Genomic DNA, 26,351 nt, shown 5'->3' on the forward strand with positions numbered 1-26,351 from the left:
GGCCAGTATGCGGTAGTATACTGCCTTTCCTGACAAGAAAGATTGCAATATGGCCTACACACAACTGACCTCACACCAAAGATACTACATTTCCAGACATTACCGCAACCTACCCCTAAACCAAATCGCACAGAACATCGGTTGTCATCCCGCCACCGTCAGTCGGGAAATCAGACGGCATTCCGTCAACGGAACCTACTGTTACCGAAAAACACAACAGCAAAGCGAAGTTAAAAAGAAAAACAAAAAGCCAACCAAACTGACTACTGCCGTCAAACAGACTGTTAACAAACTGATTACCCAAAAATACAGCCCCGAACAAGTCTGCGGCTACCTGCTGAAACATCAACACATCAAACTGCACCACAGCACCCTTTACCGCTATCTCGCCAAAGACCGTCAAAACGGCGGCGACCTGTACACCCATCTGCGTATCGTTTCCAAACCCTACCGCAGAAAATACGGCAGCGGTGCATGGACAAAAGGCAGCGTACCGGACAGAACCGACATTGAACACAGACCTGCCATTGTTGATCAAAAAGAGCGGGTCGGCGATTTCGAGATGGACACTATTGTCGGTAAAGACCAAAAAAGCGGACTGGTGGTTGCTGTTGAAAGAAAAACCAAATTTGTCGTTATCCGCAAAATCAGCAATTTCAAAGCAGAAGATGTAGCCCGGGTAGTGATTCGGGCATTGAAGCCGTTTAAAGATATCATTCAAACGATTACTTTGGATAACGGTAAAGAGTTTTACCGGCATAAAACCTTTGCCAAAGCCCTGGGTGCGGAAACTTACTTCTGCCGTCCATACCATTCTTGGGAAAAAGGCTTGGTGGAAAATACCAACGGGCTGATCAGACAATACTTCCCCAAAGGGACGGATTTTAGGAAACTGGGTGCTAAAAAGATTAAAGCGGTTGAGGAGGCCCTTAACCGCCGACCGAGAAAGACATTGGACTATGAGACACCGGGTGATCTGTTTTCAGCAGCCCTTGCCAATGGCATTTGAGCGTTGCACTTGAAATGTGAATGTAAGGCCGTCTGAAAAAGTTTAAGGATAAATTTCAGACGGCCTTTATCTTGTTTTATCAATATTCTATAAAAAACATTGCAATAAATCGTTTAAAAACAGGCGGCCTTGTGCGGTGGGTTTCAACACGGTCGGATCTGCTTCAAGCAAGCCTTTTTGGCGTGCGGTTTCGATTTGCGGCATGATGTGGGCAGTTGAAATGCCGGTGCGCTGTTGCAGCATGGCTGCGGGTACGCCGTCGGTCAGGCGCAGGGCGTTCATCATGAATTCAAAGGCCAAATCATCGTGCTGAATGATTTTGCGCTCGATGCCGCTGGTCGGATTGCTTTGCATGGCGGCAAGGTAATCGTTGGGATGGCGGCGGCGGGTGGTGCGCTCGATGTGGTCGGCGTAGGAAATTTTGCCGTGCGCCCCCGCGCCGATGCCGATGTAGTCGCCAAACTGCCAATAATTGAGATTGTGGCGGCACTGCATTCCGGCGCGGGCAAAAGCGGAGGTTTCGTAATGGATGAAACCGGCTTGTTCTAACGCGGCATGCACAGCGTCTTCAATGTCTAAAGCGTTTTCATCGCTCGGCAAACCGGGCGGTGGCGTGTGGCCGAAAGCGGTGTTCGGTTCCATGGTGAGGTGATAGGCGCTGATGTGGCTTGCGCCGGTGGCGATGGCGGTGCGGACATCGTCTAAGGCCGTCTGAACGGTTTGGTTTGGCAGCGCATACATTAAATCGATATTGACTTTATCAAATAAATTCAAAGCAGTAGCGATAGCAGTTAAAGCTTCGCGGCTATTGTGCACGCGGCCTAGGCGGGTCAGCATATCGTCGTTGAAACTTTGCACGCCAATGGAAAGGCGGGTAATGCCGGCTTCTTTAAAGCCTTGAAATTTTTCGATTTCAAACGTGCCGGGGTTGGCTTCGAGCGTGATTTCTGCATTGGGCTGCAATCGCACCAGTGAACGTACGCCGCTCAGCAGCCTGTCGATGGCTTGTGCGCTGAACAGGCTCGGTGTGCCGCCGCCAAAGAAAATGGTTTCGACCGGCCGCCCCCAAATATTGGGCAATTCGGTTTGCAAATCGGCCAGTAAGGCATCGATATAAGCATCTTCGGGTAAACCGTTTGGGGTAGTTTGTGCAGGCGTGATGGTGGCAAGTGGTTGATAACGCGAAATATTGTGTGAATTAAAATCGCAATACGGGCATTTTTTGATGCACCACGGGATATGGATGTAGAGCGATAAAGGCGGCAGGGCGGTGAGTTGGCCTGCTTGGTTGAAGGTGATTGGGGTCATGGTGTGGAGTGTGTGCGGCCGTCTGAAAGCTTTCAGACGGCCTGTTTGAATGAATTAGATGGCGGCTTGGATTTTTTTGAGCAATTCTTGCAATGCTAAACCGCGGTGGCTGACAGCATTTTTGACTTCAGGCGCGAGTTCGGCGGCGGTGCAGCCGTGTTCGGGTAGGTAAAAATGCGGGTCGTAGCCGAAACCATTGCTGCCGGTGGCTTGTTGTTGCCACTGACCGCGCCAAATACCTTCGGCGATAATCGGTTGCGGGTCGTGTTCGTGGCGCACGAAGACCAACACGCACACGTAATAGCAGCTTTGGTCGGCTTTATCGGCCAAGTCGGCAGAGAGTTTGGCGTTGTTGGCGGCATCGGATTTTGGGTCGGCTCCGGCATAACGGGCAGACAACACGCCCGGTGCGCCGCCTAAAGCATTGGCACAAATGCCGCTGTCGTCGGCTAAGGCAGGTAAGCCGCTGTGTTTGGCAGCATGGCGGGCTTTGGCCAGCGCGTTTTCAACAAAGGTGAAATACGGCTCGGGGCATTCGGGCGTGTCAAATTGCGATTGCGGTAAGATGTCGATATTGTGTTCGGCAAACAAGCGGGAAAATTCTTTGAGTTTGCCGGCATTGCCGCTGGCCAAAACGATTTTGTCAAACATGATTTTTTCCTTGATTGTCTTGTGCCTGTATCTGCATATATTGCATTTTGGCTTTTAAACGCAGATAAAGTGCCAAGCTAGCAATTTGGCCGAAGATAGCGGCAAATGCAAATAAAAATGCGGCCACGGCAAATTGTTTGCTGCCGATGGAAAGCAGATAGCTGCCCAGTAGCACCAAGGCCATAAACAGCAGGGTAAAAAAGACAATGCAGAGTAGGTAGGTTTTGCGTTGGTTCATGAGCCGATTTGCCGCAGAGTGAAATGCCGTATTATAGCGGATAGAGAAGGCCGTCTGAAACTATTTGCATTTCAGACGGCCTGAGACCTTTGCAAAATCCCTATCTTTGGCACATTTCTTCGTTGTGCGCTGCTCGAAATCTTGCCTATCTATTTGATATGTATGCGCTTTCTGCTCTGCTACAACTTTGAACTGTACTCAAATCTAGGGTTTTGCAAAGGTCTCGGCCTTGTATAGACAAACAAAACCGCTTTTGAATATTGAATTCAAAAGCGGTTTAATCTATTTAAATAAATGGCTTAACGCAATTCTGAATGCAGGCGGCCGATCAGGGTGGAGGCATCGTTGCCTTTGTAGCTGCTGCCGTCTTTGTTTAACAGGCTGATACGTGCACCATTATTCACCGGCTCAACGTAAACAATCAGCTCAGGGTATTGCACTTGTTTGGTTTCAGCTTTTTTGCCTTTGCCAAACCAGCGGCTGAACATGCCCGGCTTTTGATTTTTCACGGCTTCGCTTTCGGTTGGCGCTTGTTGTACCAAGAAGGCGTGGCGTTCGGCATTTTGACCCAATACGGTCAGACCAATGCGATCCAGTGCCAGCGCAGTGCGGCGCCAGTTGCGGTCGTAGTCGCCATTGAGCAGCAGGGTTTGGCCTTCTACTTTGGCCAAATCACCGGCATTGGCGCGTGGTGCCACGCTTTGACCCAAAGCGTTTTCAGCTTGTTTTTCGTCCATGCCCAAATATTGCATGAAACGCGCCAAGAAGGCGGCTTCTAAATTCGGGTCGTTCGGGCGCGGCTGCCACATGGTGGTATCTTTGTTTTTGTCGCCATACACTTCTTCCATGCCTTTGTGGGCGAAGAAGACATCGGTGGTGCCGTTTTTGCCTTTTTCAACGCGGATAATGAATTTGTCGCGCTCACCGGTTGAATACACACCGCCTAAGCCAACTTTGTCAAATAAGCGGCGTAAAGTGTCTTGCGGGATTTTGGCGCGGTTTTCCGCCCATTCGGTTTCCATTTGACCGATGGCAGGTTCTTCCGATTTGATGTCAAAGCCGTTTTCTTGCCAGAAGGCTTTCAATAATGGCCACAATTCGGCCGGCTGTTTGCCGTCAACCACTACCCAGCGTTGGCTGCCGTCACGCTCTAAGCTCACGCCTTTTACCGATTGCAACACGGCTTGGTTGGCCGGTTGCTGCGTGGCTTGGGTGCGGCTGCGGCGGTTGTCGAGTTCGGTCGCACGCACGGCACCATTACCCGCAGGCAGGTTGTAGAGATTGCCTTGATCCGGATTGGTCAAATCAGGCGGTACTTCCAAATTCACGATTTTGCGTGTTTGGCTTTGGTAATCCAGCTTAGGTTGCTCTTTTTTGCCGCTAGAGCAGGCGGTCAGGCTAATCAGGGCGATAGCCACGGCTATCGGTTTGAGGTAAGTCATCTCGGTTTCCTGTGAGGTTAAATCAGTTTGGCTGCTTCCAATGCGCGGCGTACTTTGGCTTGGCCATCTTCAGTCAGGGCAACCAAAGGCAGGCGCACATGCGCTTCACATTTACCCAATGCTGCGGCTGCCCATTTTGGTGCGGCAGGGCTTGGTTCGCAGAACATGGTGTTGTAGATTGGAATCAGTTGGTTATTGAGTTGACGTGCCGCCGCAATGTCGCCGGCCAATGAGGCGCGGCACATATCGGCAAATAATTTTGGTGCAACGTTGGCTGCAACGGTAATCACACCGTGGCCGCCAGAGAGCATAAAGGCCATGCCGGTCGGATCGTCGCCCGACAATACGGTAAAGTCTTCCGGTGCGTTGTTAATCAGCTCGATGTCGCGGCCGATGTCGCCACTGGCTTCTTTGACGCCGACAATATTCGGGATTTCGGCCAAACGCAGAATGGTTTCATTGCTCATGCTCACAACGGTACGACCCGGTACGTTGTACACAATCATCGGAATCGAAGTGGCTTCGGCAATGGCTTTGAAATGTTGGTAGATGCCTTCTTGTGAAGGTTTGTTGTAATAAGGAACCACCGACAAGCTGTAATCGGCGCCGACTTTTTCTGCGGCTTTCGATAAAGCGATGGCTTCGGCGGTGTTGTTGGCGCCAGTGCCGGCAATCACAGGCACACGCTTGTTGACGTGTTTCACCGTGGCTTCAATCACGGCCAAGTGTTCGTCAACATCTAATGTTGCGCTCTCGCCGGTGGTGCCGACTGCAACAATGCCGTCGGTGCCGTTGTCGATGTGCCAGTCAATCAGGCTTTTCAGGTGTTCGAAATTAATGCTGCCGTCTTGATTCATGGGGGTAATCAGGGCAACCAAGCTACCTTTTAACATAATGAAACCTTTATTCGATAATGATGAGGTCGGTTATGTCGGCGATTGTAGCTTACTTTGTTGTTGCTGTGAAACACTGCTTAAACAGACGGGGCCGTGCAATGGATGGGTGTGTTAGGATGGTTTTAACGAATAAATTTATTAAAAACAGATAATTGCTTGTGAATTTGTGGCTTTTTTGTGTCAAGGCTAAAAAGTGTTAAATATTCAAAAATGGACTCATGCCGTCTGAAAGTAATAGGCTTTCAGACAGCCTTTATATTGGCATCCTTCCTATGCATCTAAAACTTATCTTGTGACAGCGGAAGCATTTGAGAAGCTCAAACAATCAATTGCCAATATTGATGTATCAGAAATCAAATTGAGTCAACTATTTAGCAAGTGTTGCGACTACATGTCATTACGCCTTGCAGGCCGTCTGAAAAATTGCCCAAATGTCAAAGCTTGTATACAATTTCGCCCTTACAAAAATTATCTGTTTATTACTAACTTTAAAGGATAGGTATGGCGCACGTGACGGACAAACAGGCTCAATCGCCTGATTTGGTGTATGGTTTGGAAGACAAACCGCCTTTTATGAATGCTTTGTTGAGTGCGATTACGCACTTGCTGGCGATTTTTGTGCCGATGATTACGCCTGCACTGATTGTCGGCGGTGCGTTGAATCTGCCGGTGGAAATGACCGCTTATTTGGTGTCGATGGCGATGGTGGCTTCCGGCATCGGCACTTATCTGCAGGTAAACCGCTTCGGGCCGATTGGCTCGGGTATGCTGTCGATTCAGTCGGTCAACTTTTCGTTTGTGACCGTGATGATTGCCTTGGGTACAGGCATGAAAGAAGGGGGTCTGACTGAGAGCGCGATGATTTCGACTTTGCTGGGCGTGTCGTTTGTTGGTGCGTTTTTGGTGTGTTTTTCTGCGTGGCTGCTGCCTTATCTGAAAAAAGTGATTACGCCGACTGTGAGCGGTGTGGTGGTGATGTTGATCGGTTTGAGCCTGATTCACGTCGGTATTACCGATTTCGGTGGCGGCTTCGGCGCTAAGGCGGATGGCACATTCGGCTCGATGGAAAATCTGGGTTTGGCGTCGCTGGTGTTGTTTATCGTGTTGTTGTTTAACTGCATGAAAAATCCGCTGCTACGCATGAGCGGCATTGCCGTGGGCTTGATTGTGGGCTATATCGTGGCGCTGTTTTTGGGTAAAGTGGATTTTTCCGCGCTGCAAAACCTGCCGCTGATTACCATTCCTGTGCCGTTTAAATATGGCTTTGCGTTTGATTGGCACGCGTTTATCGTGGCCGGTGCGATTTATTTGTTGAGTGTGTTTGAAGCGGTCGGCGATTTAACCGCCACGGCGATGGTGTCGGATAAGCCGATTGAAGGCCCTGAATACACCGAACGCCTGCGCGGCGGCGTACTGGCCGATGGTTTGGTGTCGGTGATTGCGACCGCGTTGGGTTCGTTGCCGTTGACCACGTTTGCACAAAACAACGGCGTAATTCAAATGACCGGCGTGGCTTCGCGCCATGTGGGTAAATACATTGCTGCTATTTTGATTTTGCTGGGCTTGTTCCCTGTAATTGGCCGCGCGTTTACCACGATTCCGAGTCCGGTATTGGGCGGTGCGATGGTGTTGATGTTCGGTTTGATTGCGATTGCCGGTGTACGCATTTTGGTGAGCAACGGCATCCGTCGCCGTGAAGCGGTGATTGCGGCCACTTCGGTCGGCATCGGTTTGGGCGTGGCGTTTGAACCAGAAGTGTTTAAAAATCTGCCGGTGTTGTTCCAAAACTCGATTTCTGCCGGCGGTATCATGGCGGTGATTTTGAACTTGGTGTTGCCGGAAGACAAAACCGATACCACAATTCATGTGAATACCGACAGTTTGGAACACTAATTTAAAAGCGAATGAAAGACCGTCTGAAACGATTGTTTCAGACGGTCTTTTTCTATATTAATTAGCTAAGTTAAATCATATCTATAAAATTTTTCTATGTTAAGCAAAAATCAGATTTAAACTTAAAAATACCATATTTAGTATTAATGTGATTAAATGAGCACTAAATATAGTATTTAAACATCCAATATGCAAACGCTCACTTTTACTACCGAACACATCGTCTGGCAGGAAGTGCCAAATGAAACCTCACTGGCATTCCTGATTGCCGGTTGTCCGCTGCGCTGCGTGGGCTGCCACAGTGCCGACAGTTGGAAAGCCGGTTTAGGCAAGGCGTTAACTGCCGAATATTTGGCAGACCGTCTGAAACGCTATCGAGGCTTGATTAGCTGCGTGTTGTTTATGGGCGGTGAATGGCAGCCTGAAGCATTGCTGCCGCTTTTGAAGCTTGCTCAATCCGCCGAATTGAAAACCTGCCTCTATACCGGTTTGGAACGCACCGAACTGGAAGCGGTTTCAGACGGCCTGATTGAGCATTTGGATTATTTGAAAACCGGCCGCTGGGTGAGGGAATTGGGCGGACTCGATAGCCCGACGACCAATCAACGGTTCACCGATTTGCGCACAGGCGAAGTGCTGAATCACTGGTTTATCAAAGACCATCCGCAAAAAACGTTCGCCATCACACCGGTACACCCCAACTTTTTTCAGACGGCCTGACCGTCGCTGCTTATTAACCAACCTTATTTAGGAGAACAACATGATTCGGCTGCATCCCGAACAGTTAAACGGCAAACTTAATTTTATGCACGATTACATCCACGCGACCAATGCGGCCGACGGCTCGAAGATGGACGCCAATGCCAATGTGACGCAGAAAAACATTGCCACGATGGAAGCGGAATTGATGAAAGATTTTTTTGTTCAGATTAATCGCAGTCAGGTATCGCGCAAGATTGCCGAATTGTTCGGGCAGGGGGCAGCCGATGAGTACATCCGCCAAATCGAGGCGCACGAAATTTATGTGCACGATGAAACCAGCTTGAAACCCTATTGCGTGTCGGTGACGTTGTATCCGTTTTTACTCGACGGCTTAACCAAGCTAGGCGGCGAATCGAAAGCGCCCAAGCATTTGGCTTCGTTTTGCGGCTCGTTTGTGAATTTGGTGTTTGCCATCAGTGCACAATTTGCCGGTGCGGTGGCGACGGTAGAATTTCTGACTTATTTCGACCACTTTGCCCGCCGCGATTTCGGTGACGATTATTTGCAAACCCATGCTGATGAGGTGGCCAATCACTTGCAGCAGGTGGTGTACAGCATCAACCAGCCCGCCGCTGCACGCGGTTATCAGAGTGTGTTTTGGAATATTTCCGTTTATGACCAATATTATTTTGAAGCCATGTTCGGTGATTTTGTGTTCCCCGATTTCAGCAAACCCGATTGGCACAGCGTGGCCAAACTGCAAAACTTTTTCCTGAAATGGTTTAATCAAGAGCGCACCAAGGCTGTGTTGACGTTCCCTGTCGTTACCGCCGCCATGCTCACCGATGAAGGCAAGTGCAAAGACACGCAGTTTGCCGATGAAATGGCGCAGGAGTTGGCGGAAGGCAATTCGTTTTTCGTGTACCTATCCGACAACCCCGATTCGCTGGCTTCGTGCTGCCGTTTACGCAACGCCATCGAAGACCGCACCTTTTCCTACACCTTAGGTGCGGGCGGCGTGGCAACCGGTTCGATTAATGTCATCACCATTAACATGAACCGCTTGGAGCAAGACGGGCGCGATTTGGCTGCGGAAGTGGCGAAAATCCATCAATACCAATATGCCTACCGCAAGTTGATGGAAGAATACCAAGCCGCGGGCATGTTGCCGGTGTATGACGCAGGCTTTATCACACTGGACAAACAGTTTCTCACCATCGGCATCAACGGCATGGCCGAAGCGGCAGAGTTTCACGGCATCAAGGTCGGTTACAACGAAGACTATGTCGCGTTTGTGCAAGGCCGTCTGAAAACCATTTTTGAAGCCAATCAAGCCGCAAGCAAACATTACGGCGTGAAGTTCAACACCGAATTCGTACCGGCAGAAAACCTCGGCGTGAAAAACGCCAAATGGGACAAAACCGACGGCTACCAAGTCAGCCGCGACTGCTACAATTCCTATTTTTATGTAGTGGAAGACGAAGAAATCAACGCCTTGGATAAATTCCTGCTGCACGGCAAAGAAATGGTCGATTGGCTCGACGGCGGTTCCGCCCTGCATTTGAACTTAGGCGAAGCCCTGCCGAAAAGCGGCTACCGATCGCTGCTTGATATTGCCGCACAAACCGGCTGCAACTATTTCTGCGTCAATGTGCGCATCACCATCTGCAACGAATGTAGCCACATCGACAAACGCACCTTACACGCTTGCAGCAATTGTGGTTCGCACGACATCGACTACGGCACACGCGTCATCGGCTATCTCAAACGCGTGTCGGCATTCAGCAGCGGCCGACGTAAAGAACATGCTTTAAGGCATTATCACCGCCAAGCGGCGTAAGGTTGGTAAACGGATAGGCCGTCTGAAAAAGTTGTTTCAGACGGCCTATTGTTGTTGGGTCAGATCAATATAGGATCAGGTATGATATTTCATTAATGATTATGCTAAGAAAGGAGGTGGGGCTGAAATGTTGCATAAATTCAAGTTAAAATAAATGAAAATAGTTTGAAAATGCATCATCTGAGCCCATAATCACTAATAAACTATTTTTTACTTTATAATTAAAATTCATCTGGACATCATCGAGAATCACCATGAAGAAAGTTCTCTACGCATTGATACTCAGCAGCGTGGCGGCTGCAGCAACGGCCGCCGACACTTATGGCTATTTGGCCTTTTGGCAGAATCCAAGTGACAGCAGTGATGTGCTGCATATTAAAACCACACGTGAAAATCTCAACCAGCTCGATGCCAGCAACGAGCTGGCTGAATATTGCCGGGGGCAGGATGCCTTAGCCGGCGTACAGAAAGACCAAGCTACCGGGTGCCAATCGGTAATGCCTTTGCAAAATACCTGCGTTGCCGTGGCCTATCCGCGCGCGCACAACCGGATGACAACTGATAATGTTGTCATTATCAGTTCGCCGTTGTTTAAAAATATTCATCAAAAGGCGATTACCCAGTGCAGTAAAAAATTCGGAACACAAGGTCAATGTGCCATTGAGGCCTCGTATTGCACTTCAAGTGATTACTATGGCGGAACCATGAAAACTTTATGGAGCAGAATCAAGTCTTTATAATGTTTATATAAAAGGCCGTCTGAAATAGACCGATTTCAGACGGCATAAGCTATGCCCTCCAACAGTAGCTGGATGGATTGTTTGGGTTGTTGTTAAGAATTGCCTAAATTCATGAATAATGATGATTGGATGGTAAAATAAAAAAACAAAATATGCTCAGATAAGCGGGTAAAGGCTTTGTAGTTTTTAGGATAAAAATTATGCGGAATATCCGTTTCCCCTTAAATTTCCAATTCAAAATCTTCACGCCGTCGAACGATTTTTCTGTGTTCGATGCCGATGGCAAGGAAATTGCCTATACGCGGCAGAAGATTTTTAAAATCAAAGAGTCGGTGCAGATTTTTCGCAGCAGCAGCGACAAAACCGAATTGTTCAACATTCAGGCCGACCGTATTATTGATTTTAATGCGGTTTATACCGTGCGCGATTCAAGCGGTAAGCTTATCGGTAAAATCCAGCGCCACGGCATGAAATCGTTGTGGAAAACCAGCTATGTGCTGTTTGACGAGCAGGGGCGTGAAGTGTATCAATTGCGTGAAACCAATCCGATGGTGGCGTTGGTCAACGGTTTGATAGGTGAGATTCCGCTGCTCGGTTCGCTGACCGGCTACTTTCTCAACCCGACTTACGCACTTACTGCGCCGGATGGGCAGGAAGTGTATCGCCTGAAAAAAGAGCCGTCGTTTTTTGAGCGTAAATTCAGCTTGGACAAACTCGTCCAAACAGATGAGCGCGATGATGTGCTGGTATTGAATGCGGTGATGATGGTGATGTTGTTGGAGCGTGGTGACGGGTAAATGGTTATCAGTAAAAAAGCCGTCTGAAAACGTTCGTTTTCAGACGGCTTTTTTTAAATCATAGATTTAAGCTTTACCTGTGCTGCCGAATCCGCCTTCGCCGCGTTCGCTGGCGGCAAATTCGTCCACCACTTTAAACGCTGCCTGAATCACCGGCACAATCACCATTTGCGCGATGCGTTCCATCGGTTCGATGGTGAAGGCGGTTTGGCTGCGGTTCCACACCGACACTTTCAATTCGCCCTGATAATCCGAGTCGATTAAGCCCACCAGATTACCCAACACAATGCCGTGTTTGTGGCCGAGACCGGAGCGTGGCAGCAAGACGGCGGCGTAGGCAGGGTTGGCCAAATGTACGGCCAAGCCGGTTGGCACCAGATAGGTTTCGCCCGGTTGCAGCGTCACGGCTTCGTCCAAACACGCGCGCAAATCCAAACCGGCAGAACCGGGGGTGGCGTAGGCGGGCAGCTGCTCGGCCATTTTCGGGTTTAAGATTTTCAGTTCGACTTCTGTTTGCATGATTTTTCTCACATGGATATTTTTCAGACGGCATTATAACAAATAACAAGCTTGAGGCCGTCTGAAAAAAAAGCGTATCATTAGAGCAAACCACAGGAGAACCATCATGGATCTGCACAATATCCGCGAAGACTACAGCAAACGCGAGCTGTCGGAATCAGAATGCGACAGCAACCCCATTACCCAATTTGAACAATGGCTGCAAGAAGCCATGCATTCGCAGGTCAACGAGCCAACGGCGGTGAACGTGGCTGCGGTCGGTGAAGACGGCCGCCCCAACAGTCGCATGGTGCTTCTGAAAGAAGTGAACGCGCAAGGCTTTGTCTTTTTTACCAATTACCACAGCCGCAAGGGCAAATCGTTTGCCGCAAATCCGTTTGCCGCGATGACGTTTTTCTGGCCGGAATTGGAGCGCCAAGTGCGCATTGAAGGGCGCATTGAAAAACTGGATGCCGCTGCTTCTGATGAGTATTTTGACAGCCGCCCTTACACCAGCCGCATCGGCGCATGGGCGAGCAACCAAAGCGAAGTGATTTCCGGCAAAGCCATGTTGGTGGCGAAAGCGGCGGCAGTCGGTGCAAGACACCCGCTGCATGTGCCGCGTCCGCCGCATTGGGGCGGCTACATCGTGATTCCCGACCGCATTGAGTTTTGGCAGGGTCGCCCGAGCCGTTTGCACGACCGCATTCAGTATCGCTTGGAAAACGGTGTGTGGGTGAAAGAGCGTTTGGCGCCCTGATAGGCTTGAGTTTCACGATGGGGATAAATGGCTGAAATAAGTTGTGTTCAGACGGCTTTTTCTCAATTAAAACCAACACAAATTCAATAAAATAGGGTAAAATCGCGATTGATATAAAAGGCCGTCTGAAAGCGCTTATTTTTCAGACGGCCTCAGTATTCCCTCAGTATTTATTGTTCAACCATCCTGCCGCATTTGCCGCAGAAGAACCGTTGTTTTCAACATATCCAACGTGTTAGGAGATTCATCATGGCCAAAAAGCCGACCAGCAAGCGCGAATGGCGTGACGGCGTGTCCACCACCGCTAAAAAGCCCGCCAAGAAAAGCGTATCATTCAAAAGCAAGCCGAAAGCAGAATCCGGCTTTAAATCCAAATCACAAGAAACCGAATTCAAAGGCGGCCGCCGCTCACGCGGTGAAGCCGTTTCAGACGGCCTGAAAGCAGGCAAAAACGCGAAATCAAGTTTCCGTGACCAAGCGGCCGAACAAAATCCGCGTGCGCCGAAACAGCGTGCATCCAAAGCGAAAAAGCTGATGGTGCGCAACCCGAACCAAAAAATCATGGAACACGCACGCGATTTGAAAGAGCGCCGCAGCGATTTGTCGCGCTTCGAGCCGGAGCGTTTGCAAAAAGTGCTGGCCGCTTCGGGCGTGGGTTCGCGCCGTGAAATGGAAGAATGGATTACCAACGGCTGGGTGACGGTTAATGGCCGTGTGGCCGAGTTGGGCGAAAAAGTTACGCCCGATGACCATGTGACGGTGAAAGGCAACGTCATCAAGCTGAAATGGGCCGACCGCCTGCCGCGCATTATTCTGTATTACAAACAAGAAGGCGAAATCGTGTCGCGCGACGACCCGCAAGGCCGCGTGAGTATTTTCGACCGTTTGCCGCAAGCGGCCAGCAGCCGTTGGGTGGCGATTGGCCGTTTGGACATCAACACCAGCGGTTTGCTGATTTTGACCACGTCGGGCGAATTGGTGCAGCGTTTTGCCCACCCGAGCTTTGAAGTCGAGCGCGAATACGCCGTGCGCGTGTTGGGCGAATTGAGCACCGAGCAAATGCGTATGCTGACGCAGGAAGGCGTGATGCTGGAAGATGGTCTGGCCAAAGTCGAGCGCATTTACGAGCAGGGGGGTGAGGGCATGAATAAGTGGTATAACGTGGTGATTAAAGAAGGTCGCAACCGCGAAGTGCGCCGTATTTTTGAAAGCCAAGGCTTGACCGTGAGTCGCTTGGTGCGGGTGGGTTTTGGCCCGATTGGTCTGCCGAACCGTTTGAAGCGCGGCCAGTTTTACGAATTGAATCCAGCCGAAGTCGCCAACATCATGAAATGGGCGGATATGCTGCTGCCGGGCGAATATCGCCGCCGCCGTTCGTAAGTAGTTGAGTGGAAATTGATGCCGTCTGAATGTCTGTGAAATGATTTTCAGACGGCATTTTGTGTATGGAGAAATGAGCGAAGATGTTCAGCCTTGATTTATTGGAAGAAACCATTGTATTAACCTACAGCGGCCAACGCCGCGCCGAAATTTACACCTTTGGCGCTTTACTCAACCGCTATGAAATCATGCAGCCGGACGGCATTTGGTTCAACGCCATCAAAGGCCATCAATCGCCAGCGCAATGCCGCCAAACGCTGACCGAGGGTTTTCACAGCGCCAAGCTTAGCCCGTTTGCCTGTCGCGTTCGGCATGGCAAATATGAGTTTGACGGGCAGTATTATCAGCTTGAGGGTAAATTTCAGGCAGCCGGCCACGCGTTGCACGGTTTGATGTATGACCGTGATTTTGTCATTGTCGATAGCGGCGCGGATGCGCAATCGGCTTGGGTAGAATTGGCGGCAGATTACCGCCAAGACGACAGCGGCTATCCTTTTGTCTATCGCCTGAATATTGTGTACCGATTGGCTTCAGGCGGCCTGAGTGTCACCACGCGCGCAACCAACACCGGCCATCGCGCCATGCCGCTGGCCGACGGCTGGCATCCTTATTTCACGCTCGGTGGTAAGGTAGATGAGTGGACGATGCAGCTTAACAGCAGCGAGCGTTTAGAATTCGACCAAGATTTGGTCGCCAACGGCAATATCCTGTCCGACACCCGCTTTCAGACGGCCTTGAGTATGCAGGGCATCACGCTGGACAACAGTTTCGTGTTGGCCGATTTTGACCAACCGGCTTGCGTGTTGAGCAGCGAACATTTGCAACTGAGCATTTATTCGGACTCAAGCTATCCTTATCTGCAAATCTATATTCCGCAAACGCGCGATTCGATAGCCTTGGAAAACTTAGGCGGCGCGCCGGACAGTTTCAATAATGGCTTGGGCTTGCAGGTGTTGCAGGCAGGGGAAACGCAGGCGTTTTCTACGCGCTATGTGTTGTCTTGGCAGGAATGATGTTTAAAACTGAGATTGTTGTCGAATTGCTGTAGATTTTTTATCAACACAAAGATAAAGATGACGTCATTCCCGCGTAGGCGGGAATCCATCTTAAAATTTAAGAAACCTTTTTATTCAAATAGCTGCTTTGTGATTAAAAATGGATTCCCGCCTGCGCGGGAATGACGTCGGTTTAATGTTGCCGGGGTGATAAAGAATTTTGCAAAAGTCGTTCTTCATAAGAAAAAAAGCCGTCTGAAAACATTTTCAGACGGCATTTTAATGTTGTAGGTTTACTGTTCTTCTTTCAACACCCGCTGACGGCGTGTTTCGCTCAACACCATACCGGCGGATACCGACACATTCATGCTTTCGACCGTGCCGAACATCGGAATCGATACCAGCATATCGCAATGCTCGCGAGTCAGGCGGCGCATGCCTTCGCCTTCGTTGCCCATCACCCATGCCACGCTTTCGGGCAGGTCGGTGTGGTATAAATCCGATTGGCCGCCCATATCGGTGCCGACAATCCAAATGCCGTATTCTTTCAATTCGCGCAAGGTGCGTGCCAAATTGGTGACGGTAATGTAAGGCACGGTTTCGGCCGCGCCGCAGGCCACTTTGCTGACGGTGGCATTCAAGCCCGCGCTTTTGTCTTTGGGCGCGATTACCGCATGCACGCCCATGGCATCAGCGGTACGCAGACACGCGCCGAGATTGTGTGGGTCGGTGATGCCGTCGAGTACCAATAAAAAGGCCGGTTCGCGCAGGTTTTCTATGACGTCTTCCAAGTGGACGTGGTTTTTAGACGCGTCGATAAAGCCGACCACGCCTTGATGGCGCGCACCTTTGGCGATGGTGTCAAGACGGCTGGCATCGGCAAAATGCAGGCGCACGTTTTCGGCGGAGGCTTTTTCCAACACTTCGCGTGTGCGGGCGTCGTTTTTGCCTTCTTGAACGTAGAGTTCGGTAATGGATTTCGGGTTTTGCCACAAGCGGGCGTTAACGGCGTGAAAGCCGTAAATCAATCTTTGGTTGGCCATTGTTTTACTTAAGAAAATGTTTCAGACGGCATTATACGGGATTTGTGTGTCGGCGCGTGAAAATTGTGGCATTTAAGAGTAATAATCTGAATTTGTATATGAAGAAAAGGCCGTCTGAAAATTGATTGTTCAGACGGCCTTGTTGTCGAAAAATCAAACCCAATCAAGCAATAAAGGCTTTGATTTCTTTATCCATTTCTTTGAACTTGCCTTCGGCTTCGCTCATGCTGCTGCCAACGGCGGAAATGTAGAATTTGATTTTCGGCTCGGTGCCGGAAGGGCGCACGGCTACCCAAGAACCATCAGCCAAGTAGTATTTCAAAACATTGCTTGGTGAGGTGTTCAAAGCGGTGACCTTGCCGTCTGAATCGGTGGCGGTTTGCGCTTGGAAATCTTCTACTTTTACGATATCGGTACCGTTAAACTGCTTCGGCGCGTTGGCACGGAATTTGTCCATAATCGCTTGGATTTCCGCCGCACCATCGATGCCGGTCATGGTGATGGAAATCGGTTTGTCGAAATAATAGCCGTATTCGCGGTAGATTTCGTCAAGACCGTCGGCCAACGTCATGCCGCGAGAGCGGTAGTAGGCGGCGATTTCGGCAAACATCACGGCGGCTTGCACTGAGTCTTTATCACGGGCAAACGGTTTGATTAAGTAGCCGTTACTCTCTTCAAAACCGAACAAATATTCATAAGCTTGCGTGCGCTCGAATTCGGCGATTTTTTCGGCCACGAATTTGAAACCGGTCAAAACATTGAATACGGTCACGCCATAACTTTCGGCGATTTTGCCGACAAGTTCGGTGGAAACGATGGATTTACAAATCGCGCCGTTTTGGGGTAGCGTACCGGCTTGGCGATGGGCTTCCAAAATGTATTTCGCCATGACCGCACCGATTTGGTTGCCGGTTAAGGTCAAGTAGCTGCCGTCGGCTTGGCGGATTTCCGCGCCCAAGCGGTCGGCATCAGGGTCGGTGCCGAGCAGCAAATCAGCGCCGACTGCTGCGCCCAGTTTTTCCGCCAAGGCAAATGCGGCTTGGCTTTCGGGATTTGGCGAAGGTGCGGTGGTGAAGTTTGGATCGGCGATGGCTTGTTCTTCAACCAGTTCAAACGACTCAAAACCGGCCTGTTTCAAGGCGCGGCGCACCATCATTTCGCCGGTGCCGTGCAGCGGGGTATAGACGATTTTCAGGTCTTTGCCGTGTTGGGCAATCAATTCGGGATTGATGGTGACGGTTTTGACGGCGGCCAGATATTTTTGGTCCATCTCTTCGCCCAACAGTTTGATTTTGCCGTCAGCTTTGGCGGTTTCGAAATCGGCCACTTGAATGGTGAACGGGTCGTCCACGGCGCGGATGAGTTTGGTCAACGCCGCAGCATCATCTGGCGACAATTGGCCGCCGTCTTCACCATAGACTTTATAGCCGTTGAATTCAGCGGGATTGTGGCTGGCGGTAATCATGATGCCGCCGGCGGCTTTGAGTTCGCGCACGGCAAAGGATAATTCAGGGGTCGGGCGCAAAGATTCAAACACATACGCCTGAATGCCGTGTTGCGCCAACAAAGCAGCGGAATCAAAGGCAAATTCTTGCGAAAAATGGCGCGAATCATAGGCAATCACCACGCCGGCGCATTTTGCTGCTTCGCCTTTGGCGGCAATCAGTTGGGCAAAGCCTTCGGTGGCTTGGCGTACCACATAGCGGTTGATGCGGTTGATACCGGCGCCAATCACGCCGCGCATACCGGCGGTGCCAAATTCCAGCGGGGCATAGAATGCGTCTTCTTTGGTTTTTTCATCCATGGCCGACAATTCTTGTTTTAAGAAATCGGGCATGTCGGCAAAATCCAACCATTTTTGATACGTTTCTTGATAGGCCATCTGAATCATCCTTTGAGGGTAATAAACGGATTATGAACAAGATTATACGTGATTGCGACGCAATGCGTGCGATAAACCGATATACGGCAGCATCAGCGCATCAAGTAGCCAAGTATGCCCGATGAAGCCACACCGATGATGACAGTAACCAACATCGAAAAACGGCTGGCAGCCAATACAGTCAAGGCGATGGCAATCAGCTCATGTGGTTTGTCTGACACAAAATACGGCGCAATCACCGAAATCAACACGCAGCCGGGCGCCGCTTCCATTACTGTTTGCGCGCGTTTGCTCAAGGTGCGGTTGCGCAGGGCGAAAAAACCGATGAGACGGGTGGAATAAGTCACGCACAACATGGCGCAAAAAAGCAGGAAGGAATCGAACGTAATCATTCTGGTCCCCCCAAAAGATAGGCTGTGAGTAAGCCCGATAATGCGCCGGCCGGTACATACCAAGGGCCATCAATGCTCAAGCAGGTGATGCCTGCCACAATCAGGCTGACAAACCAAGGCCGCGCCGCCGAAAAGCTCTTCCACAAGCCACGCATAATCACCAAAAACACTGCTGGAAACGCCATGCCGAAGCCCCATGCCGCCACATCGCCGAACATCGGGCCGACCGCCGCACCGATGGTGGCAAACAGAATCCAAGTGGTGTACATAATGAAACACGTACCGCCGTAATAGGCAAAATTAAAGCCGCTCAAACCGGCCGCTTTGCGCTTTTGTGCATCAGCCAAGCCCAGCGCCCACGATTCGTCACACATAAAAAACAGCGATGGCAACACTTTTTTCATCGGCGCATTTTTCATATAGGGTGCATAAGCCGCCCCCATCAAAATATGGCGTGAATTGATCATGAAGGTTACGCTGGCAATCAGCAGAATCGGCAGCGGATGCATCCATAAATCGACCGCGGCAAATTCCGAACCACCGGCAAAATTCATCCCCGTCATCAGCATCATTTCCAGCCAACTCATGCCTTTTTGCCCGCCTTGTACGCCCAAAATAATCGCCCACGGCAACAAGCCGATAAGCATGGGCGAGCAGTCTTTGATGCCGCGTAAAAATTCTTGTTTGGGGGAAGCCGTCATGGTGTGGGGGAACATTTCAATATTAAAAAGGCGCATTATACACTCATTGATTTTCAGACGGCCTGTTGATATATTAATCGAATGAATTAGTGCTTTATGATTATAAAAGGGCATAAAGAGAAATGGTACAACAACGTTTTTTATTCATCGGATAGGCCGTATGAAAATCCCTTATGCCTTTTTGTTGACTTGTTTTGTCGCCAGCCAAGTATCCGCGGCGGAAATCACCGTATCCGCTGCTGCGAGCTTGAAAGATGCGTTCAACGACATCATCACGCGCTATCACAAGCAATATCCGCAAAGCAAAATCAAGCTGAATACCGCCGGTTCGGGCGCATTGTTGCAGCAGGCAGTGCAGGGCGCGCCGGTGGATGTGTTGGCGTTTGCTGATGAAGTCACCATGAATCAGGCGCAGCAGAAAAATGTGATTGATGCGGCCAGTCGCAAAACGTTTGCGCTCAATGCCTTGGTGATCGCCGCGCCGAAAAACAGCCGATATGCGGTCACGAAACTCAGCGCTTTACAAAGCCGACAGTTCGGTCGCATCGCCGTAAGCAATCCGGCCAGCGTACCGGTCGGTCGTTACAGCAAAGCCAGCTTGGAAAAAGCCGGTTTGTGGGCAGGTTTGCAGCCGAAAATCATCACCACGCAAAACGTGCGCCAATCCTTGGATTACATCGCGCGCGGTGAAGTGGATGCCGGTTTTGTCTACCGCACTGATGCGGTGCTGATGAAAGACAAGGTCAAAATCTTGGCAACTGTGCCGACACAAAGCTCCGTGTCTTACCCGATTGCAGTGAGCAAAAACGCCAAGCAGGCGGCGGAAGCGAAGCGGTTTGTGCAGTATGTGTTGTCGGCGCAAGGGCAGGTGGTGTTGAACCGTTATGGTTTTAGAAAGCCTTAATGTTTTGAATGAAAAATAAAACAGGCCGTCTGAAAGCATATTTTTTCAGACGGCCTTGAATCCATCTATGAACGAAACTTTACTCACTACCTTATTCCTTTCGCTCAAAATCGCCGCGACCGCCACGCTGTTGAATACTGTGTTGGCGGTGGCGGTCGGCTTTGCTTTGGGGCGTTGGCGTTTTATCGGACGCAACGTGTTGGATACGCTGCTGACCCTGCCGATGGTGTTGCCGCCGACGGTGCTGGGCTATTATCTTTTGGTGGCATTCGGCCGCAACAGCGCATTTGGGGTGTGGTTGAAAGACACGTTCGACATCAACCTGATTTTCACATGGCAGGGTGCGGTGATTGCAGCGATGGTGGTGACGTTTCCGCTGATTTTCAAACCGGCGCGGGCGGCGTTTGAAGAAGTGAATCCGCAATTGGAGCAGGCAGCGCGGGTGTTGGGCTTGAGTGAAGCGGCGGTGTTTTTCCGCGTCAGCCTGCCCTTGGCGTGGCGTGGTATTTTAGCCGGTATTTTGCTGGCGTTTGCCCGGGCCTTGGGTGAATTTGGTGCAACTTTGATGATTGCCGGCAGCATTCCGGGGCAGACGCAGACTTTGTCGATTGCGATTTACGAAGCGGTGCAAGCCGGAGATGATGCGCTGGCCAATGGTTTGGTGGTGCTGGTGTCGGCGGTGTGTATCGTGATTTTGTTGGCCGCCGGACATTTAATGCGCGTGAAAGACGGGAGAAAATAATGCTGTTTGATATTGAATTATATAAAAAGCTGCCGTCGTTTGCCTTGAATGTCGCCCTGAAATCCGATGCGCAGCGCATTGTGATTTTAGGTGCATCCGGTTCGGGTAAAAGCCTGACCCTGCAATTGCTGGCTGGCTTGATTCAGCCGGACAGCGGCCATATCCGTATCAACGGCGAAACATGGGGGGACGAGCGCACAAAGCTGAACACACAAGCGCGCAAGGCCGGTTTGCTGTTTCAAGATTATGCCTTGTTTCCGCATTTGACCGTGGCTCAGAATATCGACTTCGGCTTGAAAACAGGTTGGTGCAACCCAAGTAAAAGGCCGTCTGAAAAAGCGCAGTATTGGTTGGATTTACTTGAATTGGCGCACATTGCCGACCATTATCCCAACCAAATTTCCGGCGGCCAAAAGCAGCGCACTGCCTTGGCAAGAATGTTGATTACCGAGCCAAAATTGCTGCTTTTGGATGAACCGTTTTCCGCATTGGATGCCCAATTGCGCGAACACACCCGCCGCGAAGTATTGGCTTTGCAGCAAGTGGCTGGCGTGCCGATGATTTTGATTACCCACGACCGCGCCGATGCCGAAGCCTTGGGGCAGGAAATTTGGCACATGGAAAACGGGGTGTTGGAGTTGGAGAAAGAGTATTCATATTAAATGATGAATGGAATAAAAGAGCTCAGGCCGTCTGAACGGATTTCAGACGGCCTTTGAGGTATCAATGTTAAAGAATCGGCATAACCTCGCAGGCGCATAGTGGTTTATCCATCATTTAGGAGCGGTACTTTGCGTTATAATCCACGCAAATCATTTAGAAAGGCAGAATCATGAGCATGAACACAGTGGCCGTTATCGGTGCGATGGCGCAGGAAATTGAATTGTTGAAAACGCGTATGGACGACATTAAAGCACATCAATTCGGTAAATTTAATGCCTATGAAGGTACGCTCAACGGCAAGCGCATGGTGCTGGTGTTGAGCGGCATCGGTAAAGTCAACGCTGCAATTGCTACCGCATGGGTGATTCATCAGTTTCAACCCGATTACGTGATCAATACCGGCAGCGCGGGCGGCTTAGGCAAGGGCTTAAAAGTCGGCGATGTGGTGATTGGTGAGCGCGTAGCGCATCATGATGTAGATGTGACCGCATTTGGCTATGTGTGGGGACAAGTACCGCAGCAGCCTGCCGTGTTTGAAAGCGATGAACACTTGATGACCGTAGCCAAAGACGCAGCGCAAGCATTTGAACACGCTCAAGTCAGCCGCGGTTTGATTGTCAGCGGCGACCAATTCGTCCACAGCAGCGAGCGTGTGGCGGAAATCCGCGGTCATTTTAATGATGTGCAAGCGGTAGAAATGGAGGCAGCCGCCATTGCCCAAGCGTGCCATCAATTGAATACGCCATTTGTCGTGATTCGAGCGGTATCCGATTCTGCCGATGAAAAAGCAGATATTAGTTTTGAAGAATTTTTGAAAACTGCGGCAGTGAGTTCGGCGAAGATGGTGATGGAGATTGTCGCCAAGCTTTAAAAAGCCATGCAAAAACAGTAAATTTCCGCTAAAATACACAGCTATTTTAATTCTATTTGGAAGGCCGTCTGAAAGCTTACCGTGTTTTTTCAGACGGCCTTTTGAGCCATCGAACTTCTCATCAAAATAACCACATGAAAAATATCCGAAATTTCTCCATTATTGCCCACATCGACCATGGTAAATCAACGCTGGCCGACCGTTTCATTCAGTATTGCGGTGGTTTGGAATTGCGTGAAATGAGCACGCAGGTGCTGGATTCTATGGATATTGAAAAAGAGCGCGGCATCACCATTAAGGCGCAAACTGCGGCTTTGAGCTACAAAGCGCGTGATGGTCAAACTTACCAGCTCAACCTGATTGACACCCCGGGACACGTTGACTTTTCTTACGAAGTGTCGCGCTCGCTGTCTGCTTGCGAAGGCGCGCTGTTGGTGGTGGACGCGTCGCAAGGCGTGGAAGCGCAAACCGTGGCCAACTGCTATACCGCCATTGATTTGGGCGTGGAAGTGGTGCCGGTGTTGAACAAAATCGACTTACCAGCCGCCGACCCTGAACGTGTGGAACAAGAAATTGAAGACATCATCGGCATCGATGCCATCGGCGCGGTGCAGTGTTCGGCCAAGAGCAGCTTGGGCGTGGAAGATGTATTGGAAGAAATTGTGGCCAAAGTGCCGGCGCCGGAGGGTGATGAAGATGCGCCTTTGCAAGCGATGATTATCGACTCGTGGTTTGACAATTATGTTGGCGTGGTGATGCTGATTCGTATCAAACAAGGCCGTCTGAAACTCAAAGACAAAGTGCGTTTCATGAGCACCAAAGCCGAAACGCAGGTTGAGCAATTGGGCGTGTTCACGCCGAAATCGGTGCAAAAACCGGAATTGAAAGCCGGTGAAGTGGGCTTTTTGATTACCGGCATTAAAGAATTGGGTTCCGCCAAAGTGGGCGACACCATCACACTGATGGCCAATCCTGCTGCCGAGCCGCTGCCGGGCTTCCAAGAAGTGCAAAGTCAGGTATTTGCCGGCCTGTATCCGGTGGAAAGCCACGATTACGAAGCCTTGCGCGATGCTTTGGAAAAACTCCAACTTAACGATGCAGCTTTGAAATTCGAGCCGGAAGTGTCGCAAGCCTTGGGTTTCGGTTTCCGTTGCGGCTTCTTAGGCTTGTTGCACTTGGAAATCGTGCAAGAGCGTTTGGAACGCGAATTCGACATGGATTTGATTACCACGGCGCCGACGGTGGTGTATGAAGTGGTGATGAAAAACGGCGAAAAAATCGAAGTGGAAAACCCGTCCAAACTGCCCGACATCAGCCAGATTGAAACCATTCTTGAGCCGATTATCACCGCGACCATTCTCGTGCCGCAGGAATATGTCGGCAACGTGATGACGCTGTGTAACCAAAAACGCGGCGTGCAGGTGAATATGCAATACATGGGCCGCCAAGTGATGCTGACCTATGATTTGCCGATGAATGAAGTGGTGATGGATTTCTTCGACAAGCTCAAATCCACATCGCGCGGCTATGCTTCTTTGGATTATCAGTTTAAAGAATTCCAAGCTTCTGACTTGATTAAATTGGATATTATGGTCAACGGCGAAAAAGTCGATGCCTTGAGCCTGATTGTGCACCGTCAAACAGCAGTACATCGTGGCCGCGAATTGGCTTCTAAAATGCGTGAGCTGATTCCGCGCCAAATGTTTGACATTGCCGTGCAGGCCGCCATCGGCAGCCAGATTATCGCCCGTGAAAACGTCAAAGCCCTGCGTAAAAACGTATTGGCAAAATGTTACGGCGGCGACATCACGCGTAAGAAAAAACTGTTGGAAAAACAAAAAGCCGGTAAACGCCGTATGAAACAAGTGGGCAATGTGGAAATTCCACAAAGCGCGTTCTTGGCGATCTTGCAAGTGAGTGACAAATAATGGGTACAAATTTATTGTTTGCAGCCATCGCCGCCTTTGTGTTCGGCGTGGTGCTGTATGTGAAAAGCAGCAAAGTGCGCGAAGACAACGGCGAATGGAGCGGCGGCCTGCAATGGGGCTATTTGCTGATGATGATCGGCGTGTTCGGCGTGTTGTCGTTTTTCATGAGTTTTACGGCCGTATTGCTGGTGTTTGTGGTGTTTACCGGTATTGTGTGGTTGATTCACAAAGGCCGTCTGAAAAAAGATCCTGCGCATCAAGATGAAGGTCACTTCACTGATTACATGAGCGGCTTTTTCCCGATTATCTTAATCGTGTTTGTGTTGCGCACCTTTATCGCCGAGCCTTTCCAAATTCCGTCAAGCTCGATGCGCCCGGGTTTGGTGGTGGGCGACTTTATCTTGGTGAACAAGTTTTCATACGGCATCCGCACGCCGATTATCAATAATGTGCTGATTCCGACCGGAAAAGTTGAGCATGGCGATGTGGTGGTGTTTACTTATCCGGAAAATCCGAGCATCAACTACATCAAACGCGCCATCGGTTTGCCGGGTGATGTGGTTGAATATAAAGACAAAGTCTTGAGCATCAACGGCCAAACCATTACCGAGCAATCCGAAGGCATGCAGACTTACGCCGAAAACACCCGCCAATACGGCATGGTGGATATTGAGGCCGAAGCCTTCCGTGAAAACATCGGTAGTCACAGCTTCCAAGTGCTGAAAATGGCTGAGCAGCCAAGCTTCCTGCCGCAAGCCGTGCGCGCCAATTTTGCTCACCGCGAAAACTGCGAATACGCGCAAGACGGTTCCGCCTTTAAATGCACCGTGCCGGAAGGCCATTATTTTATGATGGGTGATAATCGTGACAACAGCGAAGATTCCCGCTATTGGGGTTTTGTCAGTGATAAACTGATTGTCGGCAAAGCATTTTTTGTGTGGATGAACTTCGGTGACATGAACCGAATCGGTACATCGATTAAATAAAAGCTGATATGAAAAGGCCGTCTGAACATCGTTTTTCAGACGGCATTTTGTTATGCAGATTAATCTGCCGATTTACTTTTAAGCGAGCCCAAATAAATCGCCACTAGCGTCATCGCTGCACCCAACCATTGCAAACCGTTGATTGGTTTGTCGAGCCAGAAATAGTCAATGACCAAGGCGGCAACGGGTTCGGAAAGCAGCAGCAAACCGGTGAGTGAGAGCGACAGCAGCGGAATGGCATAAGCAATCAAGCCCCAAGCGAAACACTGCATCACCACGCCGTAAATCAATACCAAGCCGACATCGCGCAAAGTGGTCGGATACAGCGCGCCCGCATCGAAAATCAAGGCCGGCAAAATCAACGACAATGCGCCGCCGAAGCTTAAAATCATCATTAAAGGAAACAGCGCGGTTTGTTCGATTTGATGGGTTTTGCGGATAAAGACCATCGATAAAGCCAACATTGCACCTGAGGCAATGCCGCTGACAAAACCCCACACGGCATCGCTGTTGTAGCCAAATTCCGGGCTGCCAATAAAGGCCACACCGGTGATGGCAATCAGCAAACTGAGCATTTGCAGCTTGCTTAAGCGTTCGCCGAAAAAGAAAAAGCCGATGGCGGATAGAAAAAAGATTTGCAGGCTGTTGAGCAGGGTGGAAATGCCGGGGCCGACGGCGTGGATGCTTTCGTGCCACAACGCCAAATCAAATGCAAGGAACACGCCGGAGAGCAGGGCGGTGTAAACGGCTTTTTTGTTTTGCGGCAATTTTTGGCCGAAAAAGTGCGCCAAAAAGAAAAACACCACGCCGGAAATCGCCAGCCGCCAAAAGGCAATGGCATACGAGCCGACATTGACAAATTTCACAATCAGGCTGCCCAAGCCGAAAATAATGCAGCCGACCACCAGCAGCGGCGCGGCATGTGAGGCGTGTCGTTCAGACATGATGTTCCTATAAATATGGAGAAATCGGGCTTTGGATTGTGCCATATTTTTGGCGTAAATTGAATCATTGTTAAAGGCCGTCTGAAATAAAAAGCCGTCTGAAAAGTAGGGTTTCCATACTTTCAGACGGCCTCATTAATAAATAA

26 protein-coding genes are annotated in these 26,351 nt (G+C 50.1%); 15 read left to right on the top strand and 11 right to left on the bottom strand.

All coding sequences use genetic code 11. The annotated features are described in order from the left end of the window. The first annotated feature begins 49 nt into the window (after positions 1–49). Positions 50–1,009 (top strand): IS30 family transposase, encoded by a 960-nt coding sequence (locus tag ACM67B_RS03970; RefSeq protein ID WP_416190234.1) that lies wholly within the window; start codon positions 50–52, stop codon positions 1,007–1,009. Positions 1,010–1,096: 87 nt separating this feature from the next. Here ACM67B_RS03970 and hemW read toward each other — a convergent pair whose 3' ends face one another. The 5 genes from hemW to dapA all read right to left on the bottom strand — a co-directional run bounded on the left by hemW (position 1,097) and on the right by dapA (position 5,541). Then, on the bottom strand, positions 1,097–2,317 hold the full coding sequence (hemW, locus tag ACM67B_RS03975) for a radical SAM family heme chaperone HemW (protein ID WP_416190235.1): 1,221 nt from the start codon (positions 2,315–2,317) through the stop codon (positions 1,097–1,099). Positions 2,318–2,371: 54 nt separating this feature from the next. Next, the gene (gene rdgB, locus ACM67B_RS03980) at positions 2,372–2,968 is read right to left on the bottom strand and encodes an RdgB/HAM1 family non-canonical purine NTP pyrophosphatase (protein ID WP_416190236.1); all 597 of its coding nucleotides are present in this window, start codon (positions 2,966–2,968) and stop codon (positions 2,372–2,374) included. Next, positions 2,961–3,206, bottom strand: a complete 246-nt coding sequence (locus ACM67B_RS03985) for an NGO_0222 family membrane protein (protein ID WP_416190237.1) — start codon at positions 3,204–3,206, stop codon at positions 2,961–2,963. Before ACM67B_RS03985 ends, rdgB begins: the two co-directional genes overlap by 8 nt. A 299-nt stretch (positions 3,207–3,505) precedes the next feature. Further along, positions 3,506–4,648: an outer membrane protein assembly factor BamC gene (gene bamC / locus ACM67B_RS03990; RefSeq protein WP_416190238.1), complete on the bottom strand. Its 1,143-nt coding sequence runs from the start codon at positions 4,646–4,648 to the stop codon at positions 3,506–3,508. Positions 4,649–4,665: 17 nt separating this feature from the next. Then, positions 4,666–5,541: a 4-hydroxy-tetrahydrodipicolinate synthase gene (dapA, locus tag ACM67B_RS03995; RefSeq protein ID WP_416190239.1), complete on the bottom strand. Its 876-nt coding sequence runs from the start codon at positions 5,539–5,541 to the stop codon at positions 4,666–4,668. A gap of 504 nt (positions 5,542–6,045) precedes the next feature. Between dapA and ACM67B_RS04000 the strand changes: the two genes are divergently transcribed. The 5 genes from ACM67B_RS04000 to ACM67B_RS04020 all read left to right on the top strand — a co-directional run bounded on the left by ACM67B_RS04000 (position 6,046) and on the right by ACM67B_RS04020 (position 11,516). Next, positions 6,046–7,437, top strand: a complete 1,392-nt coding sequence (locus ACM67B_RS04000; protein WP_416190240.1) for a nucleobase:cation symporter-2 family protein — start codon at positions 6,046–6,048, stop codon at positions 7,435–7,437. Between the two features lie 189 nt (positions 7,438–7,626). Continuing rightward, complete coding sequence (gene nrdG, locus ACM67B_RS04005; RefSeq protein ID WP_416190241.1) at positions 7,627–8,157, top strand: anaerobic ribonucleoside-triphosphate reductase activating protein; 531 nt, start codon at positions 7,627–7,629, stop codon at positions 8,155–8,157. Between the two features lie 40 nt (positions 8,158–8,197). After that, a complete protein-coding gene (gene nrdD / locus ACM67B_RS04010; RefSeq protein WP_416190242.1) occupies positions 8,198–9,979 on the top strand; it encodes an anaerobic ribonucleoside-triphosphate reductase in 1,782 nt (593 codons plus the stop codon). A gap of 254 nt (positions 9,980–10,233) precedes the next feature. Further along, the gene (locus ACM67B_RS04015; RefSeq protein WP_416190243.1) at positions 10,234–10,719 is read left to right on the top strand and encodes a DUF4189 domain-containing protein; all 486 of its coding nucleotides are present in this window, start codon (positions 10,234–10,236) and stop codon (positions 10,717–10,719) included. Between the two features lie 200 nt (positions 10,720–10,919). Continuing rightward, entirely contained in the window at positions 10,920–11,516 is a 597-nt protein-coding gene (locus tag ACM67B_RS04020) for a hypothetical protein (RefSeq protein ID WP_416190244.1), read from the top strand. A 66-nt stretch (positions 11,517–11,582) separates the two neighbouring features. Here the strand turns inward: ACM67B_RS04020 and dut are convergent, their stop codons facing one another. Beyond that, positions 11,583–12,035: a dUTP diphosphatase gene (gene dut, locus ACM67B_RS04025; RefSeq protein WP_416190245.1), complete on the bottom strand. Its 453-nt coding sequence runs from the start codon at positions 12,033–12,035 to the stop codon at positions 11,583–11,585. Positions 12,036–12,141: 106 nt separating this feature from the next. Here dut and pdxH point away from each other — a divergent pair, with 106 nt between their 5' ends. The 3 genes from pdxH (at position 12,142) to ACM67B_RS04040 (ending at position 15,167) form a co-directional block, all read left to right on the top strand. After that, positions 12,142–12,774 carry a pyridoxamine 5'-phosphate oxidase gene (gene pdxH / locus ACM67B_RS04030; protein WP_416190246.1) on the top strand — a complete coding sequence of 211 codons (633 nt, stop codon included), beginning with the start codon at positions 12,142–12,144 and terminating at the stop codon, positions 12,772–12,774. A gap of 249 nt (positions 12,775–13,023) precedes the next feature. After that, positions 13,024–14,154, top strand: a complete 1,131-nt coding sequence (locus tag ACM67B_RS04035) for a pseudouridine synthase (RefSeq protein WP_416190247.1) — start codon at positions 13,024–13,026, stop codon at positions 14,152–14,154. 83 nt (positions 14,155–14,237) lie between these two features. Then, on the top strand, positions 14,238–15,167 hold the full coding sequence (locus ACM67B_RS04040; RefSeq protein ID WP_416190248.1) for an aldose 1-epimerase: 930 nt from the start codon (positions 14,238–14,240) through the stop codon (positions 15,165–15,167). Between the two features lie 275 nt (positions 15,168–15,442). Here ACM67B_RS04040 and rlmB read toward each other — a convergent pair whose 3' ends face one another. From rlmB to ACM67B_RS04060, 4 genes are all read right to left on the bottom strand, one after another. Continuing rightward, complete coding sequence (gene rlmB, locus ACM67B_RS04045; RefSeq protein WP_416190249.1) at positions 15,443–16,192, bottom strand: 23S rRNA (guanosine(2251)-2'-O)-methyltransferase RlmB; 750 nt, start codon at positions 16,190–16,192, stop codon at positions 15,443–15,445. Positions 16,193–16,355: 163 nt separating this feature from the next. Beyond that, positions 16,356–18,074, bottom strand: a complete 1,719-nt coding sequence (locus ACM67B_RS04050) for a phospho-sugar mutase (RefSeq protein ID WP_416190250.1) — start codon at positions 18,072–18,074, stop codon at positions 16,356–16,358. 92 nt (positions 18,075–18,166) lie between these two features. After that, on the bottom strand, positions 18,167–18,466 hold the full coding sequence (locus tag ACM67B_RS04055) for an AzlD family protein (protein WP_416190251.1): 300 nt from the start codon (positions 18,464–18,466) through the stop codon (positions 18,167–18,169). After that, positions 18,463–19,167 (bottom strand): AzlC family ABC transporter permease, encoded by a 705-nt coding sequence (locus ACM67B_RS04060; RefSeq protein WP_416190516.1) that lies wholly within the window; start codon positions 19,165–19,167, stop codon positions 18,463–18,465. The genes ACM67B_RS04055 and ACM67B_RS04060 overlap by 4 nt, the downstream gene beginning before the upstream one ends. 160 nt (positions 19,168–19,327) lie before the next feature. Here ACM67B_RS04060 and modA point away from each other — a divergent pair, with 160 nt between their 5' ends. From modA to lepB, 6 genes are all read left to right on the top strand, one after another. Beyond that, positions 19,328–20,071 carry a molybdate ABC transporter substrate-binding protein gene (modA, locus tag ACM67B_RS04065; protein ID WP_416190252.1) on the top strand — a complete coding sequence of 248 codons (744 nt, stop codon included), beginning with the start codon at positions 19,328–19,330 and terminating at the stop codon, positions 20,069–20,071. Between the two features lie 67 nt (positions 20,072–20,138). Next, complete coding sequence (gene modB / locus ACM67B_RS04070; protein ID WP_416190253.1) at positions 20,139–20,813, top strand: molybdate ABC transporter permease subunit; 675 nt, start codon at positions 20,139–20,141, stop codon at positions 20,811–20,813. Beyond that, positions 20,813–21,475, top strand: coding sequence for a sulfate/molybdate ABC transporter ATP-binding protein (locus ACM67B_RS04075; protein ID WP_416190254.1), 663 nt, complete (start codon positions 20,813–20,815; stop codon positions 21,473–21,475). The genes modB and ACM67B_RS04075 overlap by 1 nt, the downstream gene beginning before the upstream one ends. A 170-nt stretch (positions 21,476–21,645) precedes the next feature. Beyond that, positions 21,646–22,347: a 5'-methylthioadenosine/adenosylhomocysteine nucleosidase gene (locus ACM67B_RS04080; protein ID WP_416190255.1), complete on the top strand. Its 702-nt coding sequence runs from the start codon at positions 21,646–21,648 to the stop codon at positions 22,345–22,347. A gap of 134 nt (positions 22,348–22,481) precedes the next feature. Further along, a complete protein-coding gene (gene lepA / locus ACM67B_RS04085) occupies positions 22,482–24,275 on the top strand; it encodes a translation elongation factor 4 (RefSeq protein ID WP_416190256.1) in 1,794 nt (597 codons plus the stop codon). After that, positions 24,275–25,261, top strand: coding sequence for a signal peptidase I (gene lepB / locus ACM67B_RS04090; protein ID WP_416190257.1), 987 nt, complete (start codon positions 24,275–24,277; stop codon positions 25,259–25,261). The genes lepA and lepB overlap by 1 nt, the downstream gene beginning before the upstream one ends. A 59-nt stretch (positions 25,262–25,320) precedes the next feature. Here lepB and ACM67B_RS04095 read toward each other — a convergent pair whose 3' ends face one another. Continuing rightward, complete coding sequence (locus ACM67B_RS04095) at positions 25,321–26,205, bottom strand: DMT family transporter (protein ID WP_416190258.1); 885 nt, start codon at positions 26,203–26,205, stop codon at positions 25,321–25,323. Between the last annotated feature and the right edge of the window lie 146 nt (positions 26,206–26,351).

Source organism: Neisseria sp. CCUG17229, from assembly GCF_047839235.1.
In the GTDB taxonomy this organism is placed as follows: domain Bacteria; phylum Pseudomonadota; class Gammaproteobacteria; order Burkholderiales; family Neisseriaceae; genus Neisseria; species Neisseria brasiliensis.